Here is a 26,756-nt window from a genome sequence, read left to right on the forward strand (position 1 = left end):
TACAACATATAACTTATTATATTCTTACCTCTAGAAAATTTTTTATAAAAACTTTAGCTCTCTTCTTTATTTGTAACATGGTCAGATAAAGATTATGTAAAGATATACGGACTAGTTCAAAAAAACTGCTTTCATACACATGTACGGGATGGATGCCATACCATTGGATCCCCGACTGACTTGATGCATGAGCACTTGTTCATCTACAACCTGCACAAGGATTTAATCCATGGGCTTCTAAACCAGCACTTTTAACTAAATATTAGTATGCCCGTCAAATAACAAGAAAAATTGACACAAAAATAGTGCCTTCACCCAAGAAGAAGTTGAAAGCACCTAATTTATCCGAGATTATTAACCTAACGAGCGGTGAAACAAAATTATTGCATTAAACTGGCCGTTTAGCTTAATCAGCGGCTGTATAGATCCACTTTCTCTCTAAGTGTTCATCTAATTTTGAGTTGTGTGATGTCTTCCACATTTTGTCACAAAAGGTACCGAAATACTTTTTCAGGCCTACTTTAAGCATTTTTATATTTCCCCGGCGTAATACCTTCCATCTTCTTAAATATACGTCCAAAGGTTGTCACATCGCTGTATCCAACTTCCTGCGCAATATCGGCCAAGCTTCGAGTCTGTTCATTCAGCAGCAACTTCGCCTGATCAATGCGAATCCGATTCATATAGTATCGATAAATTCCTTCACCTCGTCGCCAAGCCTATTGGTATTCCCGCCCTTTTGCTTCACAATTAAGCTGCATGCTTCCTGAAAGACCAGAATCATTTCCATTTGCATTTCTTTGGATTAAGGATTCATTAATTATTTCGTTTTCGCCCACTCGTCTAATTGCTTTTGCGCTTCTGCGAGGATCTTATCTATACCTGATGCTTTTTGTTTTGCTAACCATTTAGGGATTGTCGTTTCCGGATCCAAGGTACCGGTGGAGACTGCAGCTTCAAACTCGTTTTTAGTGTTTTCGACCGCTGCGATTTCGTTCTTCACGGGTTCCGGATCGAAACTGAAGCCGATTGCAGGAGAGAATTTCGCCGATGCATTGAATTTCTTGAAGTTATCCCACTTCTTCGGATCCTCGTTATCAAATAAAAACGTGTTCATTTGGTTTGCGAACATCCAAGCGTTGTTCGAATACCCGACGGTATCGGCCTTCTGCCCGTCTGGCAAGGCGATGACGTTAGCGCCCTTCTTCACATAGTGCTTGCCTTCAATACCAAAGTCAAGCAGATTGAGTAATGTCTTGTCGGTGTAAAGCATGTTCATGAACATCATTGCGCGTTCTGGATCCTTGGACGTACGGGAGATTGCGAGCATCGCTCCAGTCACGTCGTCAGTTGTCGAATAGACGCTGGTCGTTTCTACTTGTACAAGCTGAACACCCATTGATACCGTCATTTCCGCATCTTTACCGGGTTTCAAAGAAGAACCCATGGCAAACGCTTTGCCGGCTTTCATCACGTTAAATGCCTGATCTTCTTTCATCGTAGCGGCATCTTTGTTTAGATAGCCGGCTTTGTACCATTTATTCATGCGCTTGGCTGCATCCATATATTCTGGCTGTTCGATTGGATTGAACACCTTCAAATCATTGCCCAAAATTTTCAGTCCAACGGAGGTTGCGATACTATCCCATAGTTTTGCGTCCGTAGTTCCCGTATATTTAGGGCCAACAAGCGGTGTAATACCAGGCTCGTTCTCTTTAATTATTTTTAACATGTTTTCGATGTGGTCAAGCGTTACTGGCTGTTTGCTGAGGTCGAATTTATACTTATCTACCATGTCTTTGCGCAGCAGAAGTCCTTGCGAAGCACCAATTTCTTTGTTCGTCGGAACGCCGTAATGCTTACCTTTAATCATATTTCCCTTCATGAATCCTTCGCCAACGGTTGGCGCAATATCTTTGCCGAATTTCTGGATCAGATCGTCAAGCGGCAGGAATTGTCCTCTGGAAACGTCTTTTCTATAGTCCATCCAGCCTGCAGTGAAGACGATGTCAAACTGCTCATTGGAAGCTTTCATCAGGTTGACCTTCTCGGTAAAGGCACCCCAATCGACCGGCTTTAGTTCGATGGTTGCGTTGATTTTATCAGTCAAGTATTTGCTCATTGCATCTTGCACAGCGGTTAAGTCTTTTGAAGCAGCGCCTGGATAAATCAGCACGAGCTTGTAAGGCTTCAAATCCGTTTTCTTGGTATCTGCGTTTGCTGCCGGCGCTGTTGTGGCTGTATTTGCTGTGCCTGTCGTTGGCTTACTGGACGTTTCTTGCGTTCCCTTGGAACAGCCTGCAAGAATAAACGTGATCATCATCAAGTAAATTAGAACAGACGAGAAGCCTTTTCTTTTTGTTAACATGTTAACCCCTCCAATATTTTTTTTGTAAGCATATGCGTGCCAAATTTACTCCAAGTTGTCCGAACATAAGGAGCATATATCGCTGAAGCTTGGCTCACCTCCTTCAAAGAATGAATGTACCCATTTAGCCCTTCACCGCGCCAACTGTAATCCCTTGGATATAAAATTTTTGAAAGAATGGATAGGCGAGAATAATCGGTCCCATGCCAATGATGGCCATCGCCATTCGCACGGTTTCCGTTGGCATCGTGGCGAGCAGCTCTGAGGCCTTCGAACTGTCTGTTTTCATCGTAAGAAATTGAATATTGGTTAACGTTTTCGACATCAGATATTGCAAATTATACAAAGTGGCATTGTCATTGAAGATCATACTGTTAAACCAATCGTTCCAATAGGCTAACGTGTTGAATAAACCAACAGTGGCAAAGACGGGAAGCGACATAGGAACGACCATTTGGAAAAAAATACGAAATTCGCCAGCACCGTCAATTGTCGCCGATTCAAGAACGGATTCAGGAATCGAATTCGCGAAGAAGGATCTCATCATGAGCACATTGAAGGCTCCCATCAGCAGGTTTGGCACGATCAGAGCGAAAATGGTGTCTTTAATGTGAAAATATTGCGAATACACGATGTACCAAGGAACGAGTCCGCCGCCAAACAACATGGTGAAGAAGATGTAGAAAGACAACGATCTTTTGAACGGCAAATCCGGCTTGGAAATTGGATAAGCGTACAGTGCCGTTAACAAAACGCTTACCAGTGTGCCAATAATGGTGGTCAAAATCGTGACGCCGTAAGCTCTCAGGATGGTGTCGGAGTCGTTAATGAGAAATTGGTAAGCGGCTACACTGAATTTCACTGGGAAGAATGAGTAGCCATGAAGAGCAATCGTTTTCTCATCGGTAAAGGAGGCGATAACCACAAGAAGAAAGGGCAATAAGGACGCCGCCGTGAAGATCCAGAATAAAACATTGATTATAAAAGGTTGGACGCGGTTTACAGTGGAATTCAATGTTGTCATCCTCCTACTTTTCTCTAAAATAAAGCGTCATTCTTATTGATTTTGCGAACGACGAAGTTTGCGGCGAGAATAAGTACTAAACAGACCACCGACTGATACAAGCCAGCCGCAGACGACATCCCTATATCCCCGAGTGTTGTCAAGGAACGATAGACGAAGGTATCGATCGTACTGGTTGTCGGGAAAAGCGGCCCGGAATTCATAGGCACTTGATAAAATAGCCCGAAGTCGGAGCGCATAATGCCGCTGACCTGCAGCAGCGTCATGGTAATGATAATTGGCGAAATCAGAGGAAGCGTGATGCGCGTAGCCATCTGCCATTTGCTCGCGCCGTCTATTCTCGCTGCTTCGTAATACTCCGAATCGATGCCGATGATAGCGGCCAAGTAGATAATGCACTGAAATCCAACATTTTTCCAAACATTGATGAGAGTCAATATGTAAGGCCAATATCCAGCTTCGTTGTACCAAGATACAGGATCATTTCCAAGCATAGGCATAATCTTTTTGTTAATGAGACCGGTATCTGAGCTGAGAAACGCATAGCCCAGATAGGCAACGACGACCGCCGACATGAGATGGGGCAGCAGCATCGAGCTTTGATAGAAACGGGATAAAAGCTTATTCTTTATTTCATTTAAGAGGATCGCCACGCCAACAGAAAGCACCAAATTAATGAGGATGAAGACACCGTTGTAAGCCAAGGTGTTGCGAGTAATGAGATAAGCGTCAGGTGACAAAAACAAAAACCTGAAGTTGTCCAAACCAACCCAATCGCTCCCCCATATCCCCTTGGCGTAATTCAGTTTTTTGAAGGCAAGTATGATTCCGAACATAGGTAAATAGCAGTTGATGAACAAATAAATGATACCGGGAACGGTCATGAGCAGCAGCCACTTGTATTTTTTGAATTGGCGTTTAAAGTCGCTTTGCTTTTTGACGACAGGTTTGTTGGCTGCGTTAAGATTCGTTTCGATCTGTGCGGTCGACATAAGGCTTGCTCCTTTCTAACTATCTTTTTAATGTCCCATGCATTTATATTACAAATTTCCACTCTGCTTCAGATACTCATTTGATGACATTCGACTAATAGTTTTATGACTTTCGTTGTGCTACCATGGGAATAAAGATGAGCTTCGGCTTGGAATAGGGGGTGCATTATGACCAAAGGGAAGAGATGGCGTAAGCTCGCAGTACGAGGGATCATCAGCTTATCCTGTCTAACAGCAGGTTGTTCGTTAATGAATAAGGGCGTTCCCCCACCACCCGAATCGCAGCCTTATAAGCTGGTTCTCGTGTACCCTGGAGTAAAAGTACCGAAGGATCTGCCATTGATTCAAGCGGAAATGAGTGCATATTTATTGCATAAAATCAATGCAGTAATCGAGCTGGAGGTGATCGATTGGAATGCTTGGGCGGATAAATCGAAAATGATGAGAGCAGCTGGAGAGCCTTTCGATTTGATGTTTACCGCCGGATGGGACAACTACGCCTCAAGTGTGTATAAAGAGCAGTTCGTTCCACTGAACGATCTGCTGCAGCAGTACGGGAAAGACATCACCGATGCACTTGGCAGCGATTTTTTGAGTGGGAGCCAAATTCATGGCCGCAACTATGCGGTGCCGACGGTCAAGGAATTTGCACAGTCTTACGGACTTTTAATGCGAAAAGATTTGGCGGAAACCTATAAGTTCAATAGCACCGGCATTAAATCGTTGGATGAGCTTGAAATTATGCTGCGCACCCTCAAGGTGAATGAGCCCAACATCTCGCCATTAGTGGGCTCTCGCTTCACGAATGCGCTACTTACTGGCCACTATGACCTATTTGCAAGCAACATTGGAATCGCTTACAACAGCAATAAGCCGCAAGCGATCAACATTACGGAAGATGCCCCGTATATTGAGATCATGAGACGGATGCATAAGTGGTATAAGGAAGGACTGATCCATAAAGATTCGGGCACGATGGAAGAAGACCAAAGCTGGCACTTTATCCGTAACGGAAAGGGCGCGGCCATAGGCTCCCCTCTAAAGCCTGGCAAAGATAAGGAAATGTCAGTCAGCCTTGGCATCGATCTTGTGCAATTTGAAGCTTTGCCGCCGGTAACGACGTCCATCGAGGCAACCGGTGCCATGCTGGCGATTTCTCGCACTTCACGCAATAAAGAGACCGCCATGCGCTTTTTGAATCTGCTCTATTCCGATCCTACCTTGTTAAACCTGTTGGATTGGGGAATCGAAGGCAAGCATTATGTGAAGAAATTGAATAGCCGTATTGGTTACCCGGAAGGAGTTGGCGCGGGTGGAGTCGGCTTCAGCAACAATGGCTGGATGTTTGGAAATCAGAAGTTAGCTTATTTATGGGAAAATGAAGATCCGGACAAATGGCGTAATTTCGAGCGATTTAACGATGCTGCCTATAAGTCAATCGCCCTTGGATTCTTCTTCAACAGCGAGCCGGTAAAGACAGAACTAGCCAATCTGGCGATTGTTGACCGAGAGTACCAGAAGGGGCTCTACAGTGGAACGATTAATCCCGACACTACATTGCCGCTTTACATCAAACAACAGAAAGCTGCCGGTATTGATAAAGTCATGGTTGAAGTTCAAAAGCAGCTTGACGCATGGGTGCTATTGAAACAAAATAGGGATCTTCAGCATGCGGAGGCTCGGTAAGATTATGAATATGAATATGAGCACAAACGTCAATCGATCGCTTCGCTTTAAATTGATAATCGGCTTTGTTTCCATCACCGTCCCACTCGTTCTATTTCTCGTTTATATCAATTTTTACGCTTCTAATGTCGTACGTACACAAGTGGCGGAATCAAATAAAACTTTGCTATTTGTGTACTCCAAGCAGATCGACGTTATTCTGAATAAAGAGAAGAACTTTATGTATAACATCGCTGCTCAGGATCCGAATTTCAATTCACTTGCTTCCCCTTCATTGACCGATGATGAGTACTATTTGACGAAAATGAGGATTCTGAACAACTTGATTGCTTATCATAACTACGAGCTTGGCGTTGATATGTTTTTCGTTTACGTGCCAGGCAAACAGGACCTCTTCATGACACAAACGGCCAATAAAAGCTTCGAAGATGAGTCGGCCATTCAGGATACACTTCCATCCTTGCTGCAAGAAACCCGTGCAAATAGTCCTTATTTTCTAGAATGGAAACTGTTCACCTACAATAACAAATCTGCTTTGGTGCGCTTGCTTGATACCGGCTACGGCTCATATGTTGGAGCTTGGATCAGTCTTGACCGTCTGATGTCTCCCAAAGATCTGGCTGCGCTCTATCGATTGGGGACGGTTACTTTCGTCTCGAAAGACCATCAGCTTCTGTCCGAAACTCCCAATTTCGAACTGCGAGGAGATCAATTCGCCGGATTAACGTTCGATCCTGAACAACCGTATCAGATTGTCGATGATGGCAAGCGCAGCTTCATGGTCGTCAGCTCGGAGCTTACGCAAACAGCTTTGAAGTTAGCGGTCATTATTCCGGAGAAGCTGCTGCTGCAGCAATTGCCATCCTTTCAAAAAATCATTCTGCTCATTCCTCTTGCCGCACTGTTTACGCTGCTTTTTTATTTGGTATTTTTAAATCGCGTCATTTTGAAGCCCATATCCTTGCTCTTGAAAGGAATGCGCAAAATTGAGCATGGAAACCTCGATGTGCGTCTGGAAAACCAAACATCGAAGGAGTTTAATCTGATCAAAGAAACATTTAACCATATGGTGACGCAAATTCATCAGCTCAAAATCGATATCTACGAAGAACAGATCAAAGTACATAAAGCGGAAGTGAAGCATTTGCAGGTTCAAATCAATCCGCATTTTCTAATGAATTCTATCAATATCATTTACAATTTGGTCGAAGTGAAGAAGTACGAGTTAATCCAGCAGATGTCTGTTCATTTGGTCAGCTACTTTCGCTTTCTCACTCGAACTCATGTCTCTTGGGTCAGTATTTCCGATGAATTGCAGCATATCCTGCACTATTTGAATATCAACCAGCTTCGATTTCCCGATCGACTCACCTATCGTTTTCATATATCGAATGGGCTTGAGAACGTTATGATTCCGCCCTTAATCATCCAGCCCTTTGTGGAAAATTGCATGAAGCATGGCTTTGATTTTATGGAAAAGCCGTTTCATATCGAGGTTACGGTTAGTGCAGACGAGACAGGGAAGCTGGCGATCATCGCGATCTCCGATAATGGATGTGGATTTACAGCTGATAATTTGGCCGACCTGCATTCCGGGATATATTTTAACAATGAAGGTGATGAACATCTCGGGATTTGGAACGTTTATCATCGGCTAAGATTACTTTATGGTCAGTCGGTTATGGTTTTTGGCAACAAACAGGATGGCGGAGCGAATGTGGAAATTCATATTCCACTTGCGAACAATGAAGGGATTGAGGGGATAGACGATGTTTAAGGTGATGATCGTTGACGATGAGATGTACGCGGTGCAAGGCGTTCGCAATGGCATTGATTGGGACTCCTTACAGGTTAGTCAAATCTATGAAGCTAGCAACATGCGCGATGCCATTCAACTCTTCGAGGATCGCTCCATCGATTTGCTAATCTGCGATATTGAAATGCCGAAAGGCTCGGGTCTGGAACTGGTCGAATGGGTGAAGGGATATTCCCGCGATACAGAAGTCATCTTCTTAACATGCCACGCTGATTTTTCCTTTGCCAAACGGGCAATTCAGCTAGAAAGCTTCGATTATCTGCTGAAACCTGTTGATTTTCAACTGTTGTATGCCACAGTTGCGCAAGTGCTGGGGAATATCAAGCAGGATCGTGAAATGAAGCAGTTGAACGAGAAATTTAATGAACGGTTGAAAAGAAAAAAAGCCGTAATCCATGAACGATTCTGGCAGGATGTGCTCAGCCTACGCATCGTGTGCTCTGCGGATAACGTCCATCAGCTTATGGATGAGTACGATCTTCCTATCGAGGCCGCTTCCCCGCTGCGGTTAGTCCTGATCAGCATCGAAGAATGGGGAAGGGAGTTGAGCGCTCGCGATGAGGAACTACTGGAATACGCGCTGCGCAATGCGGCAGCTGAGGTTGTTGTTGGCTGCGGCTTCGGGGAAGTCATCCAAACCCACAACGGTGAAAATATCATTGTACTTTACCATCAAGCGGAGCACCCGTGGGAGGAAGAGCCGCTTAGGGAGCGGTGCAACCGCCTCATCGCAGCGTGCGAGGTATATTTCCGTTGCAAAGTGTCTTGCTACCTTAGCGAACATACCGAATTACCGATTGCTCATCTAACGTTCGAAAATCTACTCGAAATGGAATTCAACAACCTTAACAAAGCGACAAATGTATATACGCTGGAATCGGAGAGCTTCAGCTCCATGGAACTCAAGCTTCCTTCGTTCTCGGTTTGGGCCATTCTGCTTGAAGAAGGGAAGAAACAGGAGCTGGAGAAGCAGATTATTGACGTCTGCTGCACATTCAGTCAGGGAAAAGAGCCCATCCTTCCTGTGCTGCAAGCCTTTGGCCACGGTTATTTGCAGATGCTTCATTATATTCTTCACAAGAAAGGCATATCCGCCTACGGATTGTTTGGTAGTGGGGAGCATGGGAGCTCTACCTTCCCGATACAGTCGATCGAACACATGCGGGACTGGGCGCTGAAGCTTGCCAATATCATCATGGACAAGCTTGCTCAAAATGAAGATGAAAGTGTCATTGCCCGATTGAAGCGTTACATCATAGACCATTTGGCAGAGCCCATTACCCGTGATGAATTGGTGAATCAGGTTTACCTGAATCCGGCTTATTTATCACGCTTATTCAAAAAGGAAACCGGTGAATCGATCTCCGATTTTATTCTGATCGAACGGATGAAGCGAGCGAGGGAGCTGCTGCTGCATTCATCTATGACGGTTTCGGATATCGCCAAATCGTTAGGATACACGAATTTTTCCCATTTCACCAAAATGTTCCGCAAAATATATGATGCCAGCCCACAAAGCTATCGTCACCATACAATCGACTGAACCAAATTCCCAAATGCGACCGCAATCTCAGCATTCGTTACGCTCGCAGGGACGGTAATGGATACAGTTTTAGTCGTCACCTGAATCGGTACAGTAGAACTGGCCATAGGAACCCCTCTAAGGATTCATCAGAGTATTTATCAATTCGATTAGGTGTGATATTCCATAATGAATTAGAAAACGGAGCCCGCAAACACGCGCAGCTCCGTTATTGTTGTTTCAGAATTAATTAGAATTTGAAGTGTGCCACGGTAAAAATGTAATATCACGACAAGCCAGCTGCAAATCGCTGCCGGCTTGATTGTACGCTATGTAGATATTATAAAAGCAGTGTTTTTAGAACTGTTTCAAGTGCGTCTGCCATCCGCAGAAAACCAAGATCCGTTGGATGCGAGCCGTCTACTGTGCATTCGAAGAAATCTTCATTACCGAGCGATCCGGAGCCGTCGAAGAAATAAATATTCAAGTCACCTTGCTCCCGCAACTCGTTAACGAGAGACTGTTCGAAACGCTTACGTTCCATTCTTGCCTCGTACAAGTGTGGGGTCAGCTCCTCACGCGCGTAACGAATTCGTGAGACAACCAAGATCGGTGTTACCGGATGAGCTCCCCTATAAATTCTAATAAATTCCGGAAGTGTCTTACGGAAAAGTTCGGTGCTCACGCAATTGCCTTCATAATCAATGACCGTACACGCAGGGTCATTAATCTGCGAAATGATTTCGGCGAGCTCCGGCTCTCCCTTGCCGCTTCCAGAGAAACCAAGATTAATAAATTCCAGCGGAATTCTTCGGCTCAAAATGTTCGTATAAGCCATGCCAGGCCGCGAGGCGCAGCCGCCTTGCGTAATCGAAGTACCATAGATGATTACTTTCTTCCCGGAAGCGTAGCCGGGGGGAGCGGTTACGGTTGCGCCCTCATCCAAACCGATCCATATCTCCTCTACCCCCTGATAGAGCGGCATGTTTAGGACGATATTGCGCATCGAGGCATTCCAATTGGTAAATAACGCACATTCGTACTCGGTGAGAGTGAGGTCATATTTCGTTGTGTTGACATACCGCAGGGGAAGGAGGGTGTCGGGAGAACCCACGTAGCAATCGACGCCGCATTGTCCGGTTGCCGGCATATGGACCATATTGGCTTTACCTTTCAGCTTCACCTTTACCAATAGAGAAGAGGAATCCGACTGAAACCGGATTTGTCCTCCTGCAGTATGATTGGCTAAGTTATCGACGGCTTCCGGAGTGGCTCCGGATGGCAAAGTCGGCAATCTGCGATAGATTTTTTCTTGCGTAAACCAAGCCAAACCGGAAATTTGAAAAGGCTGCTCCATAGGGGAATACCAATGAATCGAGCCATCGAACGTTTCATTGGGACGCATTCCTGGATCGTATAGCTCTATCGGATTCTTCTCTTTTTTTTCCACAGTACCATTCCTTCCATAAATACAAATCTGAATCGTTCCGTAGCCCTGTCCTTTTGTTTAAGATCTCGTTATCCGTTAGTTGCATCTTGAATCATAACCACTGAAACAACCGACCGTGGCCAATCTTTTTCTGCCAGAGTTTTCCTGAGTCCATTCCCGTCTAATTAGCAGACCTGATAATAGTGTCATGCTAAGCTTCCCCAATACAGGAAGGCTCATTTCAGGTCCCCATTTCTCCAAATAAATGAAAAGTAAAACCCCGGGAACCGGGGCTTTACACATAGAAAGTTATTACAGGGAATCTCCGCATAACCGGGTAACCGTTTGTGACCCAATTTTCACTACAGGTATCTGTGTATGCAAGTTTCAGCTGTACTTTGATTCCTGAAGGGAGCGGTGAAGTTTACGACTCTGTTTTACACCCTACCTTTATGCCGGCACCAACCCCCGGCTCGCGGGGCCAAGCCTTATACAATCGATCGGCACTCGGCTATGTCCAGACCAAAAATAAATTTTTGCACCGCCTTGGCGACGCCTTCCTCGTTGTTGGACGCCGTGACGGCATCAGCGATCGTCTTAACCTGCTCCTCAGCGTTGCCCATCGCCACGCCAAGCCCAGCCGCCCGTAGCATCGAAATATCGTTCTCGCTGTCGCCGACCGCCAAGACCTGCGCCATCTCGACGCCGAGTAACCGGCAAACCTCCCGCACGCCGCTTTCCTTGGTGATTCCCTTGACAGAGATCTCCACATTGACCGGAGCGGAAGCGGTAATCTCCAGCTCGCCCCAGCCGAGCAGCTCCTCACGGATACGCGCCACTACCCCCAAATCGTCATGCTTCATGCCGAATTTCATCCAATCCGTTTCGAACAGCTCTTCGCTCCAATTTCCCTGGCCGGTCAGGCTCTCGACGGAATAGCCCCAGAAATGCGCATCTTCCCGGAGAGCCAGCTCATGCAGTTGTCGAACCGTTTCGCGGGGCAAATAGGTGCGAGCCATCAACTGGTTCGGCCCTTCCCAAATCTCCGCTCCGTTCAACATAACCATAGGCGAATCGAGCTCCAGCTCCTCCCAAAAAGAGCTTGCGGTTTGCATACCCCGGCCTGTAGCGAACATCACGGTTACCCCATGATCCACAGCTTTCCGGAGCCACTTCTTCGTTTCTTCCGTCACCTGCTTATCGTCGGTAAGCAGCGTGCCGTCCATATCCAAAGCCAGCAATTTATATTCAGGCATTCCCGTGATCTCCTCCACGCTCTCTTTCCGATTACAACGACAGGCTATCGACAGGCACTTCAAATATGCGCTTCAACACCAAGCCTGCGGCCAGTTTGCTGATTGATTTGAGCAGTTGCTGGCTGGTTACTCTAGTCATTCGCTTCTGCGACAGCTTATTTCCTGCTAAGCCTTCACTCGTCCACTTTCATCCAAAGTAACCGGCTCACCCCGGCGAATCGACTCGTAAGCCGCTGCAGCGACAGCAGCCGACCGAAGGCCGTCCTTGCCGGTAATCGGCACTTCCCTGTTGCTTCTTATCGCATCGATGAAAGCCTGCACCAGACTGCGGTTCATATCGTCTCCCCAGTGGCTCCACTGGGCTTTCATTCTCTCGTCGCTGTAGACCTCGCTCTTCTGGCCAAAGGCATCGACGGTAAGCAGACCGTTCGTTCCTACAATCTCCATCGTAACATCGCCCCAGTAAGGGAAGGACTTCGTGCGCGACCAGCTGGTATCGATCGAAGCAAAAGCTCCGTTCGCGAATTTCACGTGCAATATTCCGGCGTCATCCACTGGAATCTCATGAAACAGGGTCGCAGCTTCAGCGTACACCTCCGTTACAGGACTGTCCAACATCCAGTTGAGCAGATCCATGACATGAACGGAATGGTCCAATAGGGCGCCTCCACCCGACAGCGCAGGATCAATGAACCAACCTCCTGGCATGGTGCCTCGGTTCGATCCTTTCACTGCAACGACCTCGCCGATCTCGCCCCTGTCGATCGCTGCCTTGGCCTGCACAACTGCAGGGAGGAAGCGGCAGGGAAACGCTGTCATCAGCCGGACTCCGTTCTTCTCGCAGGCAGCTACCATCTGTTCCATTTCCTCCACGTTCAAGCCTAGCGGCTTCTCACACAGCACATGCTTTCCCGCCTCCGCTGCAGAAATCGTGAGCTCCGCATGATGAACGTTCTCCGAGCAGATGACCACCGCATCACAGCCGCTGCTCAGCAGCTCACGGTAATCCGCAAAATAACGGATTTCGGCATCCTCCTGCAAATACGGCTCCACCCGAGCATGGTTCTCATCCGCTATGCCCACTACCGTCACACCTGGTAGCCTCCGGAGCTGGCGATAGAAGCCGGCAGCATGGCCATGGGCGAAGCTGATCATACCTATCTTTACAACATTCGTTAACTCAGTCACTACGTCTCTCCCCTTCCTGTCCCACTTCATCACTGTATGCGTACCGGACGACTTGTGGCGGCGGATTCAATCGCGGCAAGGCCCGTCTGCAGCGCACTTCGGGCGTCAGCGATCGTTATGTCCGGCTCGGCGCCGGTCCGCAGACATTCCACGAAATGAGCGAGCTCCAAGTAATACGGATTATACATAGAAGGGCTTTTGGGAAGCGGGAGAGCAGGGGTCTCAGGCAAATCGTTATTTACTTTGAACATCTTGAGCGAAACGGCTTCCTCACTGTTAAAGCGGATGACACCCCCACTGCCGGACAGTTCCACGCTGGTCGTGAAAGGGCCCGGAAATCCCCAATAACCCTCGAGATGCGCAATCCCACCATTCTCAAAACGCAGGGTTGCCAGTGCGTAGTCGAGACCCTCGTGCCTGCGGTTCATTGCATACACGGATACGGCCTTCCCGAAGATGCTTTGAGCAAAATCAATATCGTGAATCATTAGGTCGAGGATCACTCCACCGCTGATCTCACTATTGGTGTACCAGGTCTTGGCAACACCCGGATTACCGCCCATCCGTCTTGTATGCAGCACTCCGGGCTTCCCGACTACTCCATCTGCAGCTTTGCGGCGAATATCGATATAGCTTGGGAAGAAACGCACCACATGACCGATGAACAGCCTTACTCCCTGCTGCTCGCAGACAGCGGCCATCTCATCCGCTTCCTCGAGCGACAAGGCGAATGGCTTCTCGCAAATGATATGCTTCCCGAGACGGGCGGCCCTGAGAACAAATTCCTTATGCATATGCGTTGGTAAGCAGATGTCTAAAACCTCCGGACACGCCTCCGACACCATTTGATCGAAATCGAAAAAAGCCTTTGTCTCCAACCTCCCGGCAAGCGCCTGAGCAGCTTCTTCCTGCATATCACACACACCAACAAGCTCAATACCGGGCATTCTAATCCATTCGGCCCCATGGGTACGGCCCATTGTACCGCAGCCGATTACAGCAATCTTCATGCAGGATTCTCCTTTTCGCAAAACAGCCTTAAACCCCGTTAAATGACGGATAAATGTATCGGCGGAACGTCGAAGAACCGGTTCATGACCAGCCCGGCCGCCAGAACCGAATCGTCCGGTGTCTGCTCCAGCCGAAGAAGTCGGACCTTACGGCAGGATTCCGGAATGTTCTCCAGAATACGCTTTCTAAGCGGGTCCATCAGATAATTTCCCGTATGGTCCAGCACCTTGCCGGTAAACAATACATGGTCCGGGTTCAAGAAGGTAATCAAGTTACTGAGGGCGGAGCTTACCGCCTCGGCCATCTTTGCAAGCCACTCCCGCGCAACCGGATCCCCTTCCCGAATCCGATGCCCGAACTCCTCCAGCGTAAATCCCAGGTTGCGTTTCATTCCGCTTCCAGAGACCAGCGTAGTCAGGCAGCCCTTGGCTCCGCAGTGGCACGGCAGGGCTTCGATGCCGAAGAACGTTTTACAATGCCCGAGCTCGCCCGCCACATGTCCGGCCCCCGAATTCAGTTGCTTGTTCATCACATGAGCTCCGCCGATGCCGTAATCCAATTTTACTGTCACGTTATGATTCGATGCAGCCAGGCTTCCGTTCAAATTTTCCACAAGCGCAAGCAGGTTCGCGTCATTCTCCAGATAGACCGGCAGGTTGTAATGCTGCTCCAGCCTTTCCCTTAGCGGGAAATTCCGCCAATGCAGACCGGAAGAAAGCAGCACGACGCCGTCCGTGGAATCGACCAGCCCCTGGATACTACATCCGATGCCTTTGAGCTGGTTCATCTTCGGCACCCGTTTTAGCAACTGGTCGATCACCTTAACGATGCACTCGACCTTATTCTCATCATGGTCTTCATTACCACCGGAAAACATCGTTTCCGTGACTTCGCAGATGGGTACATTCCGAAAATCCACCAGTGTACCACGCACGTATTTGACCGCAACCTCGATCCCGATGGCGAATAAATTTCCGCTTTTGACGACAAGTGGAACGGGCTTGCGGCCCACCCCGTTTTCCAACGGAACATTTTCCTGCAGAATATCTTCTCTAAGCAACCTGTTTACAATGTTCGTAATCGTTTGCGGGGTCAGTCCCGTTTTCTCCGCCAGATTTACCCGGGAGATCGGCCCTTCTGCGTAAATCAATCGAAGCACCTTTTGCTGATTCACAGACTTCAGCCATTTACTGCTTGTGTTCTCGTTCATTTGTGCACAAGACAGCTCCTTCCTATCGATATCCCTTTTCTCTCTACCTAGCCCTTAACCGCACCTAAAGTCGCACCCTGCATGATCATCTTTTGGAAGAATATAAACGCGATGATGGAAGGAACCATCGCAATCGTTACACCCGCAAACAAGGTAACCCAGTCCGTAGTGTATTCCATCATTTTGTTAGCTTGATACATTTGCACCGCAATTGTATATTTTTCTGGATCGCTCAAGTAGATGAACGGACCCATAAAGTTGTTATAATATCCGAGGAACTTGAAGATGGCTACGGTAACAATCCCGGGAGTAGAAAGCGGCACGATGACCCGCCAAAAAACTTGAAAGATCGAAGCGCCGTCCATATGCGCACTTTCCTCCAAATCCTTGGGCAGCGACTTCATAAAGCCTCCCAGAAGCATCAAGTAGAATACACTTTCCCCTAAGGCTGACAGCAAAATCAAACCCGTCAGGCTGTTCGTTAAATGTAACTCTCGCATGATTACGTATTGAGGAACCAAGGCATTAATGCCGGGAAGGAATAACGAAAGCATGATCAAGCCCCAAATGAGGTTCCTTCCCTTGAATTCCATCCTTGTCAGCGCATAGGCATTAAGTGTAGTAAAAAAGAGACTTACTACAAGGCTTCCGCCCACATAATAAAGTGTGTTTAACAAGGATTGGCCGAAGCCATATTCGGTCCAAGCAATGACATAATTCGACCATTGCGCTTGTTTGGGAAGGGCCCATATATCCTTGAAAAATTCCGGGTTGGTCTTCAAGGATTCATAAAAAACCCATGCCAGCGGGAAAAGTATCGTTAATGCCCAAATATACAAGACCAGACGCCAAATCACGTCCATTAGTGTCCTTTTTTCTTTCAACCCGAATCCACTCCCCACGTTAGAACAGTAATAATTAGAACTCGACTCCCCGGTTCGGCAAAAATTTGTCCATAAGCAGCTTGGCTGTAACCAGGATGACGAACAGGATCATTCCGACCGCTGATGCGTAACCGTAGTTAATGTACTCGTTTCCGAATGCCAGGTTAAACATATATAGACCAATCACATCCGTCGACCCGGACGGGCCACCGTTTGTCATGATTAATATCAGCTCGAAGGTTTTCAGTGTACTTATAATGAGAAATAGCACACTTACGCGCACGATCGACATAATCAGTGGAATAGTGATCTGAAACAAGCGTGTCATATGGCCGGCACCTTCCAGAATGGCCGATTCATACAGCGATTTGGGAATAGCCGTCATAGCATTGACGAAAATAATTACGTACAAGCCTACGCCGCCCCACACCCATGGCGGGATGAGCGCCCAGATCGCCGTGCTTTCGCTGCCCAGCCAGTAAAAGTTCTTCATGTCAATGCCGATAAGCTGGAGTGCTCCATTCAGCAAGCCGTAAGTCCCATCGTAGATGAATGCCCACAAAAGAGCGACCACAACGATCGACAGAACATTCGGAAAGAAAAACAGCACTTTAAGGAATTCGTTCTCGAAATATGATTTATTCGTAACCAAATAGGCTAGGAGCAAAGAAATTAGTACAACCAAAGCCGGAATCGTTATCATAAATATCACGTTATGGCCGAGTGCACGCCAGACATACTCATCCTGGAGAGCAGTAGCAAAGTTCTTGAGCCCGACAAACTTGGGGTCTGTGAGTCCATCCCAATCCAGTAAGGCATAGTAGATCGATAATATATTCGGAAATAGCGTAAACAGTAAATATCCGCCGAAGGGCGGGACGATGGCTAAGGTTAAAAATATCCATTTTTGTGTTTTCGCTTTATCCAGCCCCATTTTTCGAGGCGGAGTTTGCTGCGCTTTCAATACCGTTGAGTCGGACAAAGGAAGTCAACTCCTATTATGAAATTAAAGCGGAGAGGAATTCCTCCCCGCTCGTTCTGTTTATTTCTTCTGCGCTTTAACAGCTTGCTGCAGCAAGCCTTCCGCTTCTTCAAGCATTGGTTTAGGATCCTGCTTGCCCAAAACGATTTTCGTAATCGCTTCGTCTCTAACCTTTGTCGCTTTGACCATGTTCGGATCCGAGATGCTGACGGTTCTGTGCGCTTTATATGTCCGTGCTTCGGTTTCCTTAATGTACTTCAAAATTGCTTGAGCTGAACTCGAAAGTTTTGCAACTTTTGCGGAATCGTCGATTAAATCTTTACGCATCGGGAGAGCCCCTGATTTTTCAGCAGCAAATTGTTGGTTTTCCAGCGTCATCAACCAGACTATAAGCTCCTTGGACCATTTCTTGTTTAATTCCGGTTTGCCTGCCCACATATAGTTGAAGTTCGTAATGCCGCTTTTAATCCAAATTTTCTGGTTTTTGTTCTCGACGAACGGAACCGCCATATAGCCCCATTTGAAGTCTTCAGGTGTCGACTTCTTCATTTCATTCTCTACGTGGCTTCCTGTCGATACCATCGCAGCTTGACCTTGAATCACCTGCATCTGGGACTGGGTATGCGTTAAAGCAGGTAAGCCTTCAGGGAAATAGCCCTTCTTGCCCAGTTCATAAAGACGGTTCCAATGCTCTATACTTTCAGGTGAAGTATATTGTGGCCCCGTATAAGTTTTGAAATTTTCAATGTATTTATCCGCGCCGCCTTTCATATCTGCCAATTCAAATACTTTGGCATCTCCGAAGGCCCAGTCGTGATAGTTCGGATGAATACCCGGGAATGTAATTGGAGTAACTCCGGATTTCTTGATATTTGCGAGAAGGTCGTTAAATTCAGCCCATGTCCGTGGAGTTTGGTTCCAACCGTTCTTCTCGAACAAGGTCTTATTGTAGAACAAACCACCGAACGAACTGGCTGTAGTGAACTCGTATACTTTACCGTTGACTCTGGTGAACGATTCAAACATTCCCGGCAAGATCATGTCCTTAACCGTTTTATCAGGTACGTCCGGAAGCTTCTTATTGAATAAATCATCCAAGGGTTCGAGTTTTCCGGCTTCAGCTAATGGAACAATTCCTGACGTCGGTGCTGTGTTAAAGATGTCGAACATATCGTTATCGTTGCCTGCTGCAATCTTAGTTTGAATGGTGTTTTTCATATCTGCCGATGCCGTAATATCGAATGAAACGTTCGGGTATTTTGCTGTGAAAGATTTGATAGCATAGTCGAACCATTCGCGCCCGTAACCACCCATGAAAAATCCGACCTTCAGAGTTACTTTCTCGTTCTTCGACAAACCGTTTTCGTAAACCTCCGCTGATGCGCCCGGTTGGGTCTGGGCTCCCGGATTTTGCTGTGTGTTCCCGCTGCTGCATGCCGCCAACAAGGAACTGGACATGGCGACCGTCAAACTTAAAGCCGTCAGCTTTGCAAAATTCTTTCTCATACTTAAACCCCCTCGAATTAATAAAGAAAATTGATTTATTAAATCCAATAATACAGTGTAATTGTTTGGCGATGATTATCGTTTTGTAAGGGATCTGTTAAAAATCTCTGATTAACATGGTGTGAACACGCTTACAATTTACACTTAGTTAATAAATCAATTTTATTTATTATTATCCTACCTGTTTTTTCTTTTAGATACAATAAAAATCTTTCGACAAAAATCCCTACCTTTACCCAGTAATGACCTGCGTGGTAAACTAATTTCAACTAAGAGAATAAACGTGTTTAGTTCAAGGAAGAGGTCGACTTATGTCCACATTGAAACATGCAAGCCACACGCTGCTTAAATCCATAAATCAGCAGAAGGTACTGCATCTGATCTATTCGGAATGTTCGATCTCACGTGTAGAGCTAGCCAGAAAAACCGGACTTAGTCAGCAAACCGTCACCAACATCGTAAACCGGCTTCTAGAGGATCAATTGATTATCGAAGGAGAACCGCAATCCCTTGAGAGCGGCAGCGGCCGTAAGCGTGTTCCCCTGCTGCTTAACGGTTCCCGCTTTTGTGCGATCGGCATTGAATTGTCGGGCACATCGGCACGAGGAGCGGTATATAATTTCCAGCACACCCGCCTGGCGGAAGCTGAAGTGAAGGCAGACAGTTACGAGACCGAAGAGGACTTGCTCCGGGTGATCCGCAGCGTGATCGACAAACTCATGGGCCAGACCCCTGACCCAACCTGCCTGAAAGGAATCGGCTTCAGCGTCCATGGACTCGTTGACTCCTCCGAAGGCATTCTGCTTCGCTCGCCGGGGCTCGGATGGAAGCGGATACCGCTGGCGAAGCTGCTCGAGGACGAGTACGGGCTCCCCGTCTTACTGGAGAATGACACCAATCTGCTCGCGTTCAACGAAAATATGGGCGGAAGTCTGATCTCCTCCAAAAACAATGTGACGCTCAAATTAGCCAAAGGCATCGGGGGCGCCATCGTCGTAGAGAAACTGCTGGTCACCGGCTCCTCCTTCGTAGCAGGCGAGGTTGGCCACTATAAGGCATTTATGCCGCCCTACGATTATGAGTGCTACTGTGGCGGCAGAGGGTGCCTAACCACATTGGCTTCCTCCAGAGGCTTGCTCCGGACGCTCGGTCGGAGTTGGGAGCAGTTCAACGAAGCTGTCCGCGCCGGAGACCCCGAAACCGTTCTGCTGAGCGAGGTGGTGAGAACGGCGATCGTTTACTCCGTTGCCAATATCGTCACCCTGCTCAATCCGGACCGGGTTCTGCTCACCGGGTTTATGCTGCCGGTATGGGGGGACTCGTTCGTCGACGAACTCAAAGCGCGAGTGATGGCCCAAGTGCCGGAAACGTGCCGGAACGTAGAGTTCCTACACCTCACCGACATGGAGGACGAGACTGCACTAGCCGTCGGGCTTGTCCAGCAGAGCGTGTTCAAGATCCCGCTCGATAGCTTGTCGCTGTGACTCGCAGTCACTGCTCGGTTGTACTTCAGTAAACTGGAAATATAGGGTTATGGACGATATTGTCGCAACGAAAAACCCCTGGAAGAGATGAGAAATCTTCCAGGGGCTTTTCGTTTATTAGCGCCTTGCAGGCAGGTTATCGGCTCCAGATGCGAAGCAGGGCCTCAGCTTTATCATTCAGCCACTGCATAGCGTCCGCAGCAACCAAATCTTGATGTGCTTTATTAGAGAGGTACTTCAAAAAGTCCTCAATCTGCTTGGCTGCCTGATCCCGCTGTCCATTCTGCATATGTTTGACCGCCTGGCTTAGTGCATTCTCCAGCTGTTTGGCCAGCGGATGGGTAACCTTGCCGGAGGCAATAAAGCGCTGCAGGCCGTTCTGCAGAGCAGGCAGGTCAATCGATGTTTTAAAGCTTAACGGCTCGCTGAGCACAGATACCGCTCCCGACGAGTGTACAGCTTTGACCTGGAACGAATACACCGTATCCGGATCCAGTCCCGTCAAAGTGTACACCGTGCCGGTCACCGTGGAGACGGCCCCATGACTGCCGTACACCTGGTAGGTCACGCTGCTTCCGTCGGATGCCGTTATCGGGGACCAGCTCAACTGCGCCGAACCTGCAGTCACGTTTGCCACCTTCACGCCTTGCGGCGCTTCAACGGTAACCTGGGTGCGGAAGGACCAAATATCCGAGTACGTCCGTCCGCCGAAGCTGTCCTCTGCCAGTGCGTACCATTCGTAATCCGTGCTTCCTTTCAGGTTGTTCCAGTTGACCATGGCTGTGGAACCGCTGGCCGCCTGCGCCGATCCAATCGCATCGTTAGCGTACACTTTTACCGTCATCGCGTCGGTCGCCACTCTTTTCACCATCGGCTTCAGGTCCACCGAAAGCTTAAACTCGTCCTTGCTCGGATCGTAATAATTGTAATCGTCCAAATACGGCGAATACGTATTAACATAGACGGTATCCGTCTCCGTATCAAAATGCAGAAGCTTCAAATATCCATTTCCACCGTTCGGAATGCCCTGATAATCGTTAAGAATCTGGTACACTTTGCGATCCGGCTGTCCGTCCTTGTTATCATCAAGCTGGTCGGTACGCAGCGCACTTCCGGTGAAATGACCGCTCATGACCATCCATATGTTAGGATTCGGAACTACTACTTTCTGGTAAATCTCGTTGCCTGTTGCGGATCTCGTTGCGTTATTTTGCAAATAATTATGAACCACAATGGCCGCTTTACGATCCGGATACTGCTTCAAAACGCTGTTCATCCAGTCCATATCCTCATCATTCATACCCCAACCCATGTAGACGAAAATAAAATCGTTGCCGCCTGCTGATATCAGGTCATAGTGACCTTTGTTATCTTTGTACGACTCTCCGTAGTAAGGCTTATCCTTAAAGCGGTTCTCTCCGAAATACTTCGAGAATTCCGAGTAATCCGGCACTGACGTCGCTCCTCCGTCGAACACGTCATGGTTGCCCGCGACTAAACCCCAAGGAATTTGGGCGTCTTCCACCACCTTCATAAACTTATCCGCACGTTCCCACTGTCCTTTGATTCCTGCGGAGTTTACAATGTCCCCCACTTGCATCACATATTGAATATTCATCGATTCTTTGGCATCGCGCAGGAAATTGACTTGGGACTCAAAATACTCCGGCTGAATTTCCGCGTAGATCTGTGTGTCCGGGATAGAGGCAATGGTAAAATCGTACTGCTCACGGCGCGGAATCTCGTCCTGAATCAGGACTTGGACTTTGCCGTTTCTTGCATAATTGCCGCCGTCCACCGCCGCTGAGAGGTTAAAGTCTTCCTCGGAAATGGCCACTGTGGACGCTAGGGAATCCCACTTTGCCGCAGTATAATTCCATGCGTACAAACCTACTTTACGACCCTTGAGCGAATGCCCTTCCCAACTTAGCTCGAGACGATCGCCGGCGCCGGTTTCCGCCCTCACTTCCACTTCAAAGCGCTGATAAGGAAACTGTTCAGTAGAGTCATTAGTGACGTAACGGTCATCGGAGGCTCCGGCGGCTGTTTGTTCTTCGGCGGTCAGCTGCGTTTCTCCCGGACTCGTCAAGGTCAGAGGAGGCTCTACATCAGCCGCATGCTTGTAAGCGATCACTCCCGCGTCCGCGGCGGTGATCTTTTGCCCTTTAAAGAACTTCACGTTCAGCGGGTCGCCGGTCGGATCGGAAACCGATACCTGCAGGCTCACGTTCGTTTCCGTATCCTGAGCACCGTCCGCCGGCGCCGCTAGAAGCGGCATACCCGGAAGCTCTGCAGGCGTTGTGAATTTGGTCGTTTTCTCCGTCGATTTGCCCCCGGCGTCTACAGCCTTAAGCACAAGATTATGCTCCCCCGGAGTGAGAGCCGCAGAGGAGGTGGAATACGGAACCTCAATGAGCTTGCCATCCAGTTTCACCTCGAAGGATTTGACGGAGGAAGCCGCATCCGATGCGGAAGCTTGTATCTCAAAAGTCCCTTTGTGAGTACTGCCTTCCGTAATATTCGCAGTTACAACCGGGCCTTGATTGTCTACCATCACGCTCGCTGTGTCCTTGCTGCCGTCAGGCAGAGTCACCTCGACCCGATGAGGTCCGTCAACGGCTGCTGCAGTGTTCCATCGGTAGGAGATCCCGTCCCAATAGCGCTCGGGAATCGTGAAGTTGAAGTACACAACCGGAAGGAAGCGTCCGTTATCTCCCATGTCCAGTATGGTGGCCGGATTCGCATATTTCGGGTCGCGGATGACCGTACCGTCTGCTAAAACAAGCCGGACATTGCGGATATTGAAATCATCCAGGCCAGGCTCCGGCTGGTTCTCATAATAAGGTCGGGTTGATGAACCCGCTCGCAGTGCAATCGGATTCGCCTGACCGTACTTGAACAAATCGGGCCGTACCGGCACTACCATGGTTTTGTAATCATTGGTTTGGAACGGAATCAAGTACAGCGTCTCGCTGCCCATGGTGGTCACGTTCTGCCCTACATTTATGTCGTCCGCTTCAAATACAAAATAAGCCGTTTTCTCCATGGCTCGTTCCGTTGGACTGACCGGCTGACCGTCGATCGACAGCGACATGGACCCTGCGGTGGTAGACGAACCGATCAGAACTCGCTCACCAGACAGAACATCGCCATCAAGAACGTTCAGCGCAGGGCTTTTCTCATTCCCGGCCAGGCTGATCGTTTTCGGAGGAGCCGTTGACGTTGTGTTGAAGGTATCGGATGCTTGGAAATAGTAGTCGAGTGTCGGGCTCCCGAACCATTCCATCATCTCCAACGAGTAGCGGAAGCGTCCGTCGGCGCCGCGCGGCGAGGTTACCATTTTATAATTCGTCGTCTTGTTGGATTTATAGTATAAATTAAGGGAAGCAAGAAGACGATCATCTGCCGCTTCGGCTATCAGCTCAATCGGCTTGATCAGGTCAATCCCGGTGTGATCCGAAAGATCCTTTACCGACGGCGGGACAGGGTCGTTCACAGTGAGGACAGGCTCCGCGGGTACGTTAGCCGGGTTGAAGGTTCCCGGGGAGGCTGGCAACTCCTTGGAGCTGAGCTTCTTCATATCGAGACTGCCGGCGTCTGGAACGCCGTACTCGATACTCAGATCCGCAGCTGTATCAATCACGCCTGGATTAAAGCTCGCACGTACAATGTCGGTTCCTGTATTAGTAGCTACCACGAGGGTTCTTTCCCTCAGGTTGTTAATACCGCCGGGAATCCGGACAATGTCTTTATTTTCAATGAGCGAGGTTTGAAAATGCTGATTAAAATCAGCCACCGTCTTGGGCTCCCCTGACGCCGTAACCGCCCAGAAAACCATGGCCTGCTTAGGCTGGATGATAATCTGTTTATCGGTGTAAGGCCGCCAGAATAAATCCTGGCCGGGCTCCCCCGGGTACCTGTATAAAATAGAATAGTCCTTGAAGTCAATCGGCTGGTCGCTGTTGTTATAAACCTCTAGGTACTCGTAGGGATCCTCTCCCAGTGCATCGTCTCCACCGGAGTCAGGGACCGTTTCAGTAATGAGCATGCGGGGGATTCCAGCTACGGCTTCGACGGCGGCTGCGCTTTCTGCAGCTGCAGGGCTGCTAAGCGTCAGCAGAGAGCCGGCGACAAGCTGTGTAACCATTAGGCAGGTGAAGCAGCGGGTTAACAGTTTCTTTTTCACTTGTTAGTCATCTCCTTGTATCAATTTACACAATGATTTCGAAGTACAGGAAACAGCTCCATCCTAGTAATTAATTTATAAAACTATTTGATTTATTAATTACTGATAAATATCATTCGCCATCAAGGCCACGTTTCCTCTTTGTTTTTGTAAAGGTTTTTTTAAGATATGGCGATGGGTTATAAGTGAGGGGTGTAAGCAGAGCCACAGCATTCTTTGACAGCGGAGATTCCAGTTAAAGCTGCGTTGACCGCAAATGGGGTACAATAGTTTTTTCTTCATAGATTACTACCTTGCAAAAAAGAAGCCGACAACTGAGAATCATCAGAAGTCCGCTTCTTTTCGTATATTTATTTAATTGTTGTTCCAGAATTGATTAGAATTTTCTATGCACCGTGGTGAAATTGACTATCTGGCATGCCGTAAATTTCATGCATATAAGCATGGGCTAAGTTTCACTTCTTTACCAGAGCAGATTTGTCGGTGTCGCACCCGCCCAATTTAACAAAACTGAGCACGCCAATTGCGCCGTCTGCGTGAACGTTCCTACTCTACAACGTCTCCGTACTGAGCGTAAATCCTTCGATCACGACGTCTTCGTCGACCTCGATCAAGATACATCGTTTACCTTGATAATTTACCTGTCTCACGTACTTTAAATCTTGAGGACTGACCGAAATCGTGGCTATCTTCGTATCAATTTTAATCGATTTAGAAGTGAACTTCGGCATGACGCTGCTTGCTTTGAGTTCATAGTTTTTGTCGTCGACGACGTTTTGGAACGCTCGTTCCACCTTTTCCATCGTCACGCCCTCTACACCACTGACCGACAGCATGCGTTCCACATCTTTATAGTCCAGCTTTGGAGGTTCTTCATCCTCGTTGGACTCGATGACCCGATGAATTTCCTCATACACATGAGCGATCGTAGATGCATCCAGTTGATCGCCCGCTACTTCCTTCACGATGTCTTCAAAAATGGCTCTCTCTTCTAACGCCGTCACGGTCTTCTCGGCATTTAAGACTTGATCGATGAAATGCCAATTCGGTTCATGCGCTCTCCCCGAGCAATACAGAATGCGATTCACGTCGGAATAGTTGTCTGTCACACTAGGGTAGAAAAAACCTTGTTCCGGCGTGTTCAATTTGATGATCGGATCTACGAAAACGTTATACTTAAATTCTCTCTCCACATAGTCAAACATGAGCGTTTTCTTCTGTTGTTCCGTAGAATTCACGCTGCACAGAATGAATAGATTCGCGAACATCTCGTTTTTTTCGCTCTCCATGGCATCTTCGTTCCTACTCTTAGTCGGCCGTGAATATTGTCCGCGAACGAAAGTAATCACTGTATCCTGTTCGTATGTGGTATCCACCAACATTTTTTCCACCAACAAAAGCATCAGATCTTGCCATTCTTCCGCATTACCAGTCACTAAACCTTGATGGAGAAGCACCTGTGTAGGCTGCTCCGCTTCCTCCTGAAACTTTAACTCATACATCTTCTGATCTAATTCGCCGGTCAGCAGTTTTTTGAAATTGAGCATATATAGTTCCTGCTTTTCCCTGTCTACTAGGGCGAACGGTTGGCGCTCATAATGGTAGATCTCGTTGCTTTCCTTCATGATATACACGTTAAAAATATCGTGGATTTTAAGCATTTCGTTATCCAATTTAAAATGCTTGCGAATATGCGCGATTTCTTTCTTTATCATGGTCCTTCAGACGCTCCTATGAAGTAAAATGGCCTTACTAGTACTAATGATTGAATTAGAAATTTGTAACGGATGATTTGCCTTCCTGAGTGTTCACATCAAAACAAAAGCCCTTCATGAGAAGGGTTCCACGGTTACTTCCCTTTATTTCCGTTCCAAACTTAGAGTGAATAGCACTCCACATGTCTCGTAATTGGTTTAATAACTCTACTTTTGAAGACTTGGATAAACTACTTCCTGTATGTTAATGCATTATTATAGATTTCTCAACAATTTTGAGAATCTATCCTCACTAATTCTGAAAATTTTCTCGAAAATTATGACAAAAAAAATGTGATATTCCATAATTAATTAGAAAACGGAGCCTGCAAATTTGCGTCGCTCCGTTTTAAATGTTTCATAATTTTCTAAAAATGGAACAAGAATTCTGCTCCAATAGGTTAAATTACTGTATCATTATCTTTTTTTCTCATGAATAATACATCCTAAAGTTTGTA

19 protein-coding genes are annotated in these 26,756 nt (G+C 47.6%); 4 read left to right on the top strand and 15 right to left on the bottom strand.

Features of this window, described 5'->3' with window-relative positions; all coding sequences use genetic code 11:
* Positions 1 to 521 precede the first annotated feature (521 nt).
* The 4 genes from GC102_RS24100 to GC102_RS24115 all read right to left on the bottom strand — a co-directional run bounded on the left by GC102_RS24100 (position 522) and on the right by GC102_RS24115 (position 4,384).
* A complete protein-coding gene (locus tag GC102_RS24100) occupies positions 522 to 683 on the bottom strand; it encodes a helix-turn-helix domain-containing protein (protein WP_171691750.1) in 162 nt (53 codons plus the stop codon).
* Positions 684 to 820: 137 nt separating this feature from the next.
* On the bottom strand, positions 821 to 2,368 hold the full coding sequence (locus GC102_RS24105; protein ID WP_171691751.1) for an ABC transporter substrate-binding protein: 1,548 nt from the start codon (positions 2,366 to 2,368) through the stop codon (positions 821 to 823).
* A gap of 124 nt (positions 2,369 to 2,492) precedes the next feature.
* Positions 2,493 to 3,383 (bottom strand): carbohydrate ABC transporter permease, encoded by an 891-nt coding sequence (locus tag GC102_RS24110; RefSeq protein WP_246321086.1) that lies wholly within the window; start codon positions 3,381 to 3,383, stop codon positions 2,493 to 2,495.
* 23 nt (positions 3,384 to 3,406) lie between these two features.
* Positions 3,407 to 4,384, bottom strand: coding sequence for an ABC transporter permease (locus tag GC102_RS24115; protein WP_246321087.1), 978 nt, complete (start codon positions 4,382 to 4,384; stop codon positions 3,407 to 3,409).
* Positions 4,385 to 4,552: 168 nt separating this feature from the next.
* Here GC102_RS24115 and GC102_RS24120 point away from each other — a divergent pair, with 168 nt between their 5' ends.
* Genes GC102_RS24120 through GC102_RS24130 form a run of 3 tightly spaced genes read left to right on the top strand, consistent with a single transcriptional unit; the run spans position 4,553 to position 9,429 of the window.
* Positions 4,553 to 6,070 carry an ABC transporter substrate-binding protein gene (locus tag GC102_RS24120; protein ID WP_171691753.1) on the top strand — a complete coding sequence of 506 codons (1,518 nt, stop codon included), beginning with the start codon at positions 4,553 to 4,555 and terminating at the stop codon, positions 6,068 to 6,070.
* Positions 6,071 to 6,074: 4 nt separating this feature from the next.
* Positions 6,075 to 7,847 (top strand): sensor histidine kinase, encoded by a 1,773-nt coding sequence (locus GC102_RS24125; protein WP_171691754.1) that lies wholly within the window; start codon positions 6,075 to 6,077, stop codon positions 7,845 to 7,847.
* A complete protein-coding gene (locus GC102_RS24130) occupies positions 7,840 to 9,429 on the top strand; it encodes a response regulator (protein WP_171691755.1) in 1,590 nt (529 codons plus the stop codon). Before GC102_RS24125 ends, GC102_RS24130 begins: the two co-directional genes overlap by 8 nt.
* On the opposite strand, the gene GC102_RS40150 is transcribed toward GC102_RS24130, so the two are convergent.
* The 9 genes from GC102_RS40150 to GC102_RS24170 form a co-directional block, all read right to left on the bottom strand.
* Positions 9,411 to 9,536, bottom strand: coding sequence for a hypothetical protein (locus GC102_RS40150; RefSeq protein WP_281367700.1), 126 nt, complete (start codon positions 9,534 to 9,536; stop codon positions 9,411 to 9,413). The genes GC102_RS24130 and GC102_RS40150 overlap by 19 nt on opposite strands.
* Before the next feature lie 212 nt (positions 9,537 to 9,748).
* The gene (locus tag GC102_RS24135) at positions 9,749 to 10,858 is read right to left on the bottom strand and encodes an SGNH/GDSL hydrolase family protein (protein WP_312883371.1); all 1,110 of its coding nucleotides are present in this window, start codon (positions 10,856 to 10,858) and stop codon (positions 9,749 to 9,751) included.
* A gap of 467 nt (positions 10,859 to 11,325) precedes the next feature.
* Positions 11,326 to 12,093 carry a Cof-type HAD-IIB family hydrolase gene (locus tag GC102_RS24140; protein ID WP_171691756.1) on the bottom strand — a complete coding sequence of 256 codons (768 nt, stop codon included), beginning with the start codon at positions 12,091 to 12,093 and terminating at the stop codon, positions 11,326 to 11,328.
* A gap of 165 nt (positions 12,094 to 12,258) precedes the next feature.
* Positions 12,259 to 13,248, bottom strand: coding sequence for a Gfo/Idh/MocA family protein (locus GC102_RS24145; RefSeq protein WP_246321100.1), 990 nt, complete (start codon positions 13,246 to 13,248; stop codon positions 12,259 to 12,261).
* Positions 13,249 to 13,310: 62 nt separating this feature from the next.
* The gene (locus GC102_RS24150; protein ID WP_171691758.1) at positions 13,311 to 14,291 is read right to left on the bottom strand and encodes a Gfo/Idh/MocA family protein; all 981 of its coding nucleotides are present in this window, start codon (positions 14,289 to 14,291) and stop codon (positions 13,311 to 13,313) included.
* A gap of 38 nt (positions 14,292 to 14,329) precedes the next feature.
* Complete coding sequence (locus tag GC102_RS24155) at positions 14,330 to 15,502, bottom strand: ROK family transcriptional regulator (protein WP_171691759.1); 1,173 nt, start codon at positions 15,500 to 15,502, stop codon at positions 14,330 to 14,332.
* 47 nt (positions 15,503 to 15,549) lie between these two features.
* Positions 15,550 to 16,386 (bottom strand): carbohydrate ABC transporter permease, encoded by an 837-nt coding sequence (locus GC102_RS24160; protein ID WP_171691760.1) that lies wholly within the window; start codon positions 16,384 to 16,386, stop codon positions 15,550 to 15,552.
* A gap of 34 nt (positions 16,387 to 16,420) precedes the next feature.
* Positions 16,421 to 17,368, bottom strand: a complete 948-nt coding sequence (locus GC102_RS24165; protein WP_246321088.1) for a carbohydrate ABC transporter permease — start codon at positions 17,366 to 17,368, stop codon at positions 16,421 to 16,423.
* Positions 17,369 to 17,428: 60 nt separating this feature from the next.
* Positions 17,429 to 18,874 (bottom strand): ABC transporter substrate-binding protein, encoded by a 1,446-nt coding sequence (locus tag GC102_RS24170; RefSeq protein ID WP_171691761.1) that lies wholly within the window; start codon positions 18,872 to 18,874, stop codon positions 17,429 to 17,431.
* Between the two features lie 311 nt (positions 18,875 to 19,185).
* On the opposite strand from GC102_RS24170, the gene GC102_RS24175 reads away from it, so the two are divergent.
* On the top strand, positions 19,186 to 20,358 hold the full coding sequence (locus GC102_RS24175) for an ROK family transcriptional regulator (protein WP_171691762.1): 1,173 nt from the start codon (positions 19,186 to 19,188) through the stop codon (positions 20,356 to 20,358).
* A 136-nt stretch (positions 20,359 to 20,494) separates the two neighbouring features.
* On the opposite strand, the gene GC102_RS24180 is transcribed toward GC102_RS24175, so the two are convergent.
* Positions 20,495 to 24,544, bottom strand: a complete 4,050-nt coding sequence (locus tag GC102_RS24180) for an FIMAH domain-containing protein (RefSeq protein WP_171691763.1) — start codon at positions 24,542 to 24,544, stop codon at positions 20,495 to 20,497.
* Between the two features lie 551 nt (positions 24,545 to 25,095).
* A complete protein-coding gene (locus tag GC102_RS24185; protein WP_171691764.1) occupies positions 25,096 to 26,259 on the bottom strand; it encodes a DUF4317 domain-containing protein in 1,164 nt (387 codons plus the stop codon).
* Positions 26,260 to 26,756: the final 497 nt, after the last annotated feature.

It is taken from the genome of Paenibacillus germinis (genome assembly GCF_013141785.1).
Taxonomy (GTDB): Bacteria; Bacillota; Bacilli; order Paenibacillales; family NBRC-103111; genus Paenibacillus_E; species Paenibacillus_E phytorum.

What these genes read in the sequence shown, in the direction of transcription:
- GC102_RS24105 (WP_171691751.1), bottom strand. Translation starts at nt 2,368, where the DNA reads ATGTTAACAAAAAGAAAAGGCTTCTCGTCTGTTCTAATTTACTTGATG.
- GC102_RS24175 (WP_171691762.1), top strand. Translation starts at nt 19,186, where the DNA reads ATGTCCACATTGAAACATGCAAGCCACACGCTGCTTAAATCCATAAAT.
- GC102_RS24170 (WP_171691761.1), bottom strand. Translation starts at nt 18,874, where the DNA reads ATGAGAAAGAATTTTGCAAAGCTGACGGCTTTAAGTTTGACGGTCGCC.
- GC102_RS24155 (WP_171691759.1), bottom strand. Translation starts at nt 15,502, where the DNA reads ATGAACGAGAACACAAGCAGTAAATGGCTGAAGTCTGTGAATCAGCAA.
- GC102_RS40150 (WP_281367700.1), bottom strand. Translation starts at nt 9,536, where the DNA reads ATGGCCAGTTCTACTGTACCGATTCAGGTGACGACTAAAACTGTATCC.
- GC102_RS24120 (WP_171691753.1), top strand. Translation starts at nt 4,553, where the DNA reads ATGACCAAAGGGAAGAGATGGCGTAAGCTCGCAGTACGAGGGATCATC.
- GC102_RS24125 (WP_171691754.1), top strand. Translation starts at nt 6,075, where the DNA reads ATGAATATGAATATGAGCACAAACGTCAATCGATCGCTTCGCTTTAAA.
- GC102_RS24145 (WP_246321100.1), bottom strand. Translation starts at nt 13,248, where the DNA reads ATGATCAGCTTCGCCCATGGCCATGCTGCCGGCTTCTATCGCCAGCTC.
- GC102_RS24130 (WP_171691755.1), top strand. Translation starts at nt 7,840, where the DNA reads ATGTTTAAGGTGATGATCGTTGACGATGAGATGTACGCGGTGCAAGGC.
- GC102_RS24115 (WP_246321087.1), bottom strand. Translation starts at nt 4,384, where the DNA reads ATGTCGACCGCACAGATCGAAACGAATCTTAACGCAGCCAACAAACCT.
- GC102_RS24185 (WP_171691764.1), bottom strand. Translation starts at nt 26,259, where the DNA reads ATGATAAAGAAAGAAATCGCGCATATTCGCAAGCATTTTAAATTGGAT.
- GC102_RS24100 (WP_171691750.1), bottom strand. Translation starts at nt 683, where the DNA reads ATGAATCGGATTCGCATTGATCAGGCGAAGTTGCTGCTGAATGAACAG.
- GC102_RS24140 (WP_171691756.1), bottom strand. Translation starts at nt 12,093, where the DNA reads ATGCCTGAATATAAATTGCTGGCTTTGGATATGGACGGCACGCTGCTT.
- GC102_RS24150 (WP_171691758.1), bottom strand. Translation starts at nt 14,291, where the DNA reads ATGAAGATTGCTGTAATCGGCTGCGGTACAATGGGCCGTACCCATGGG.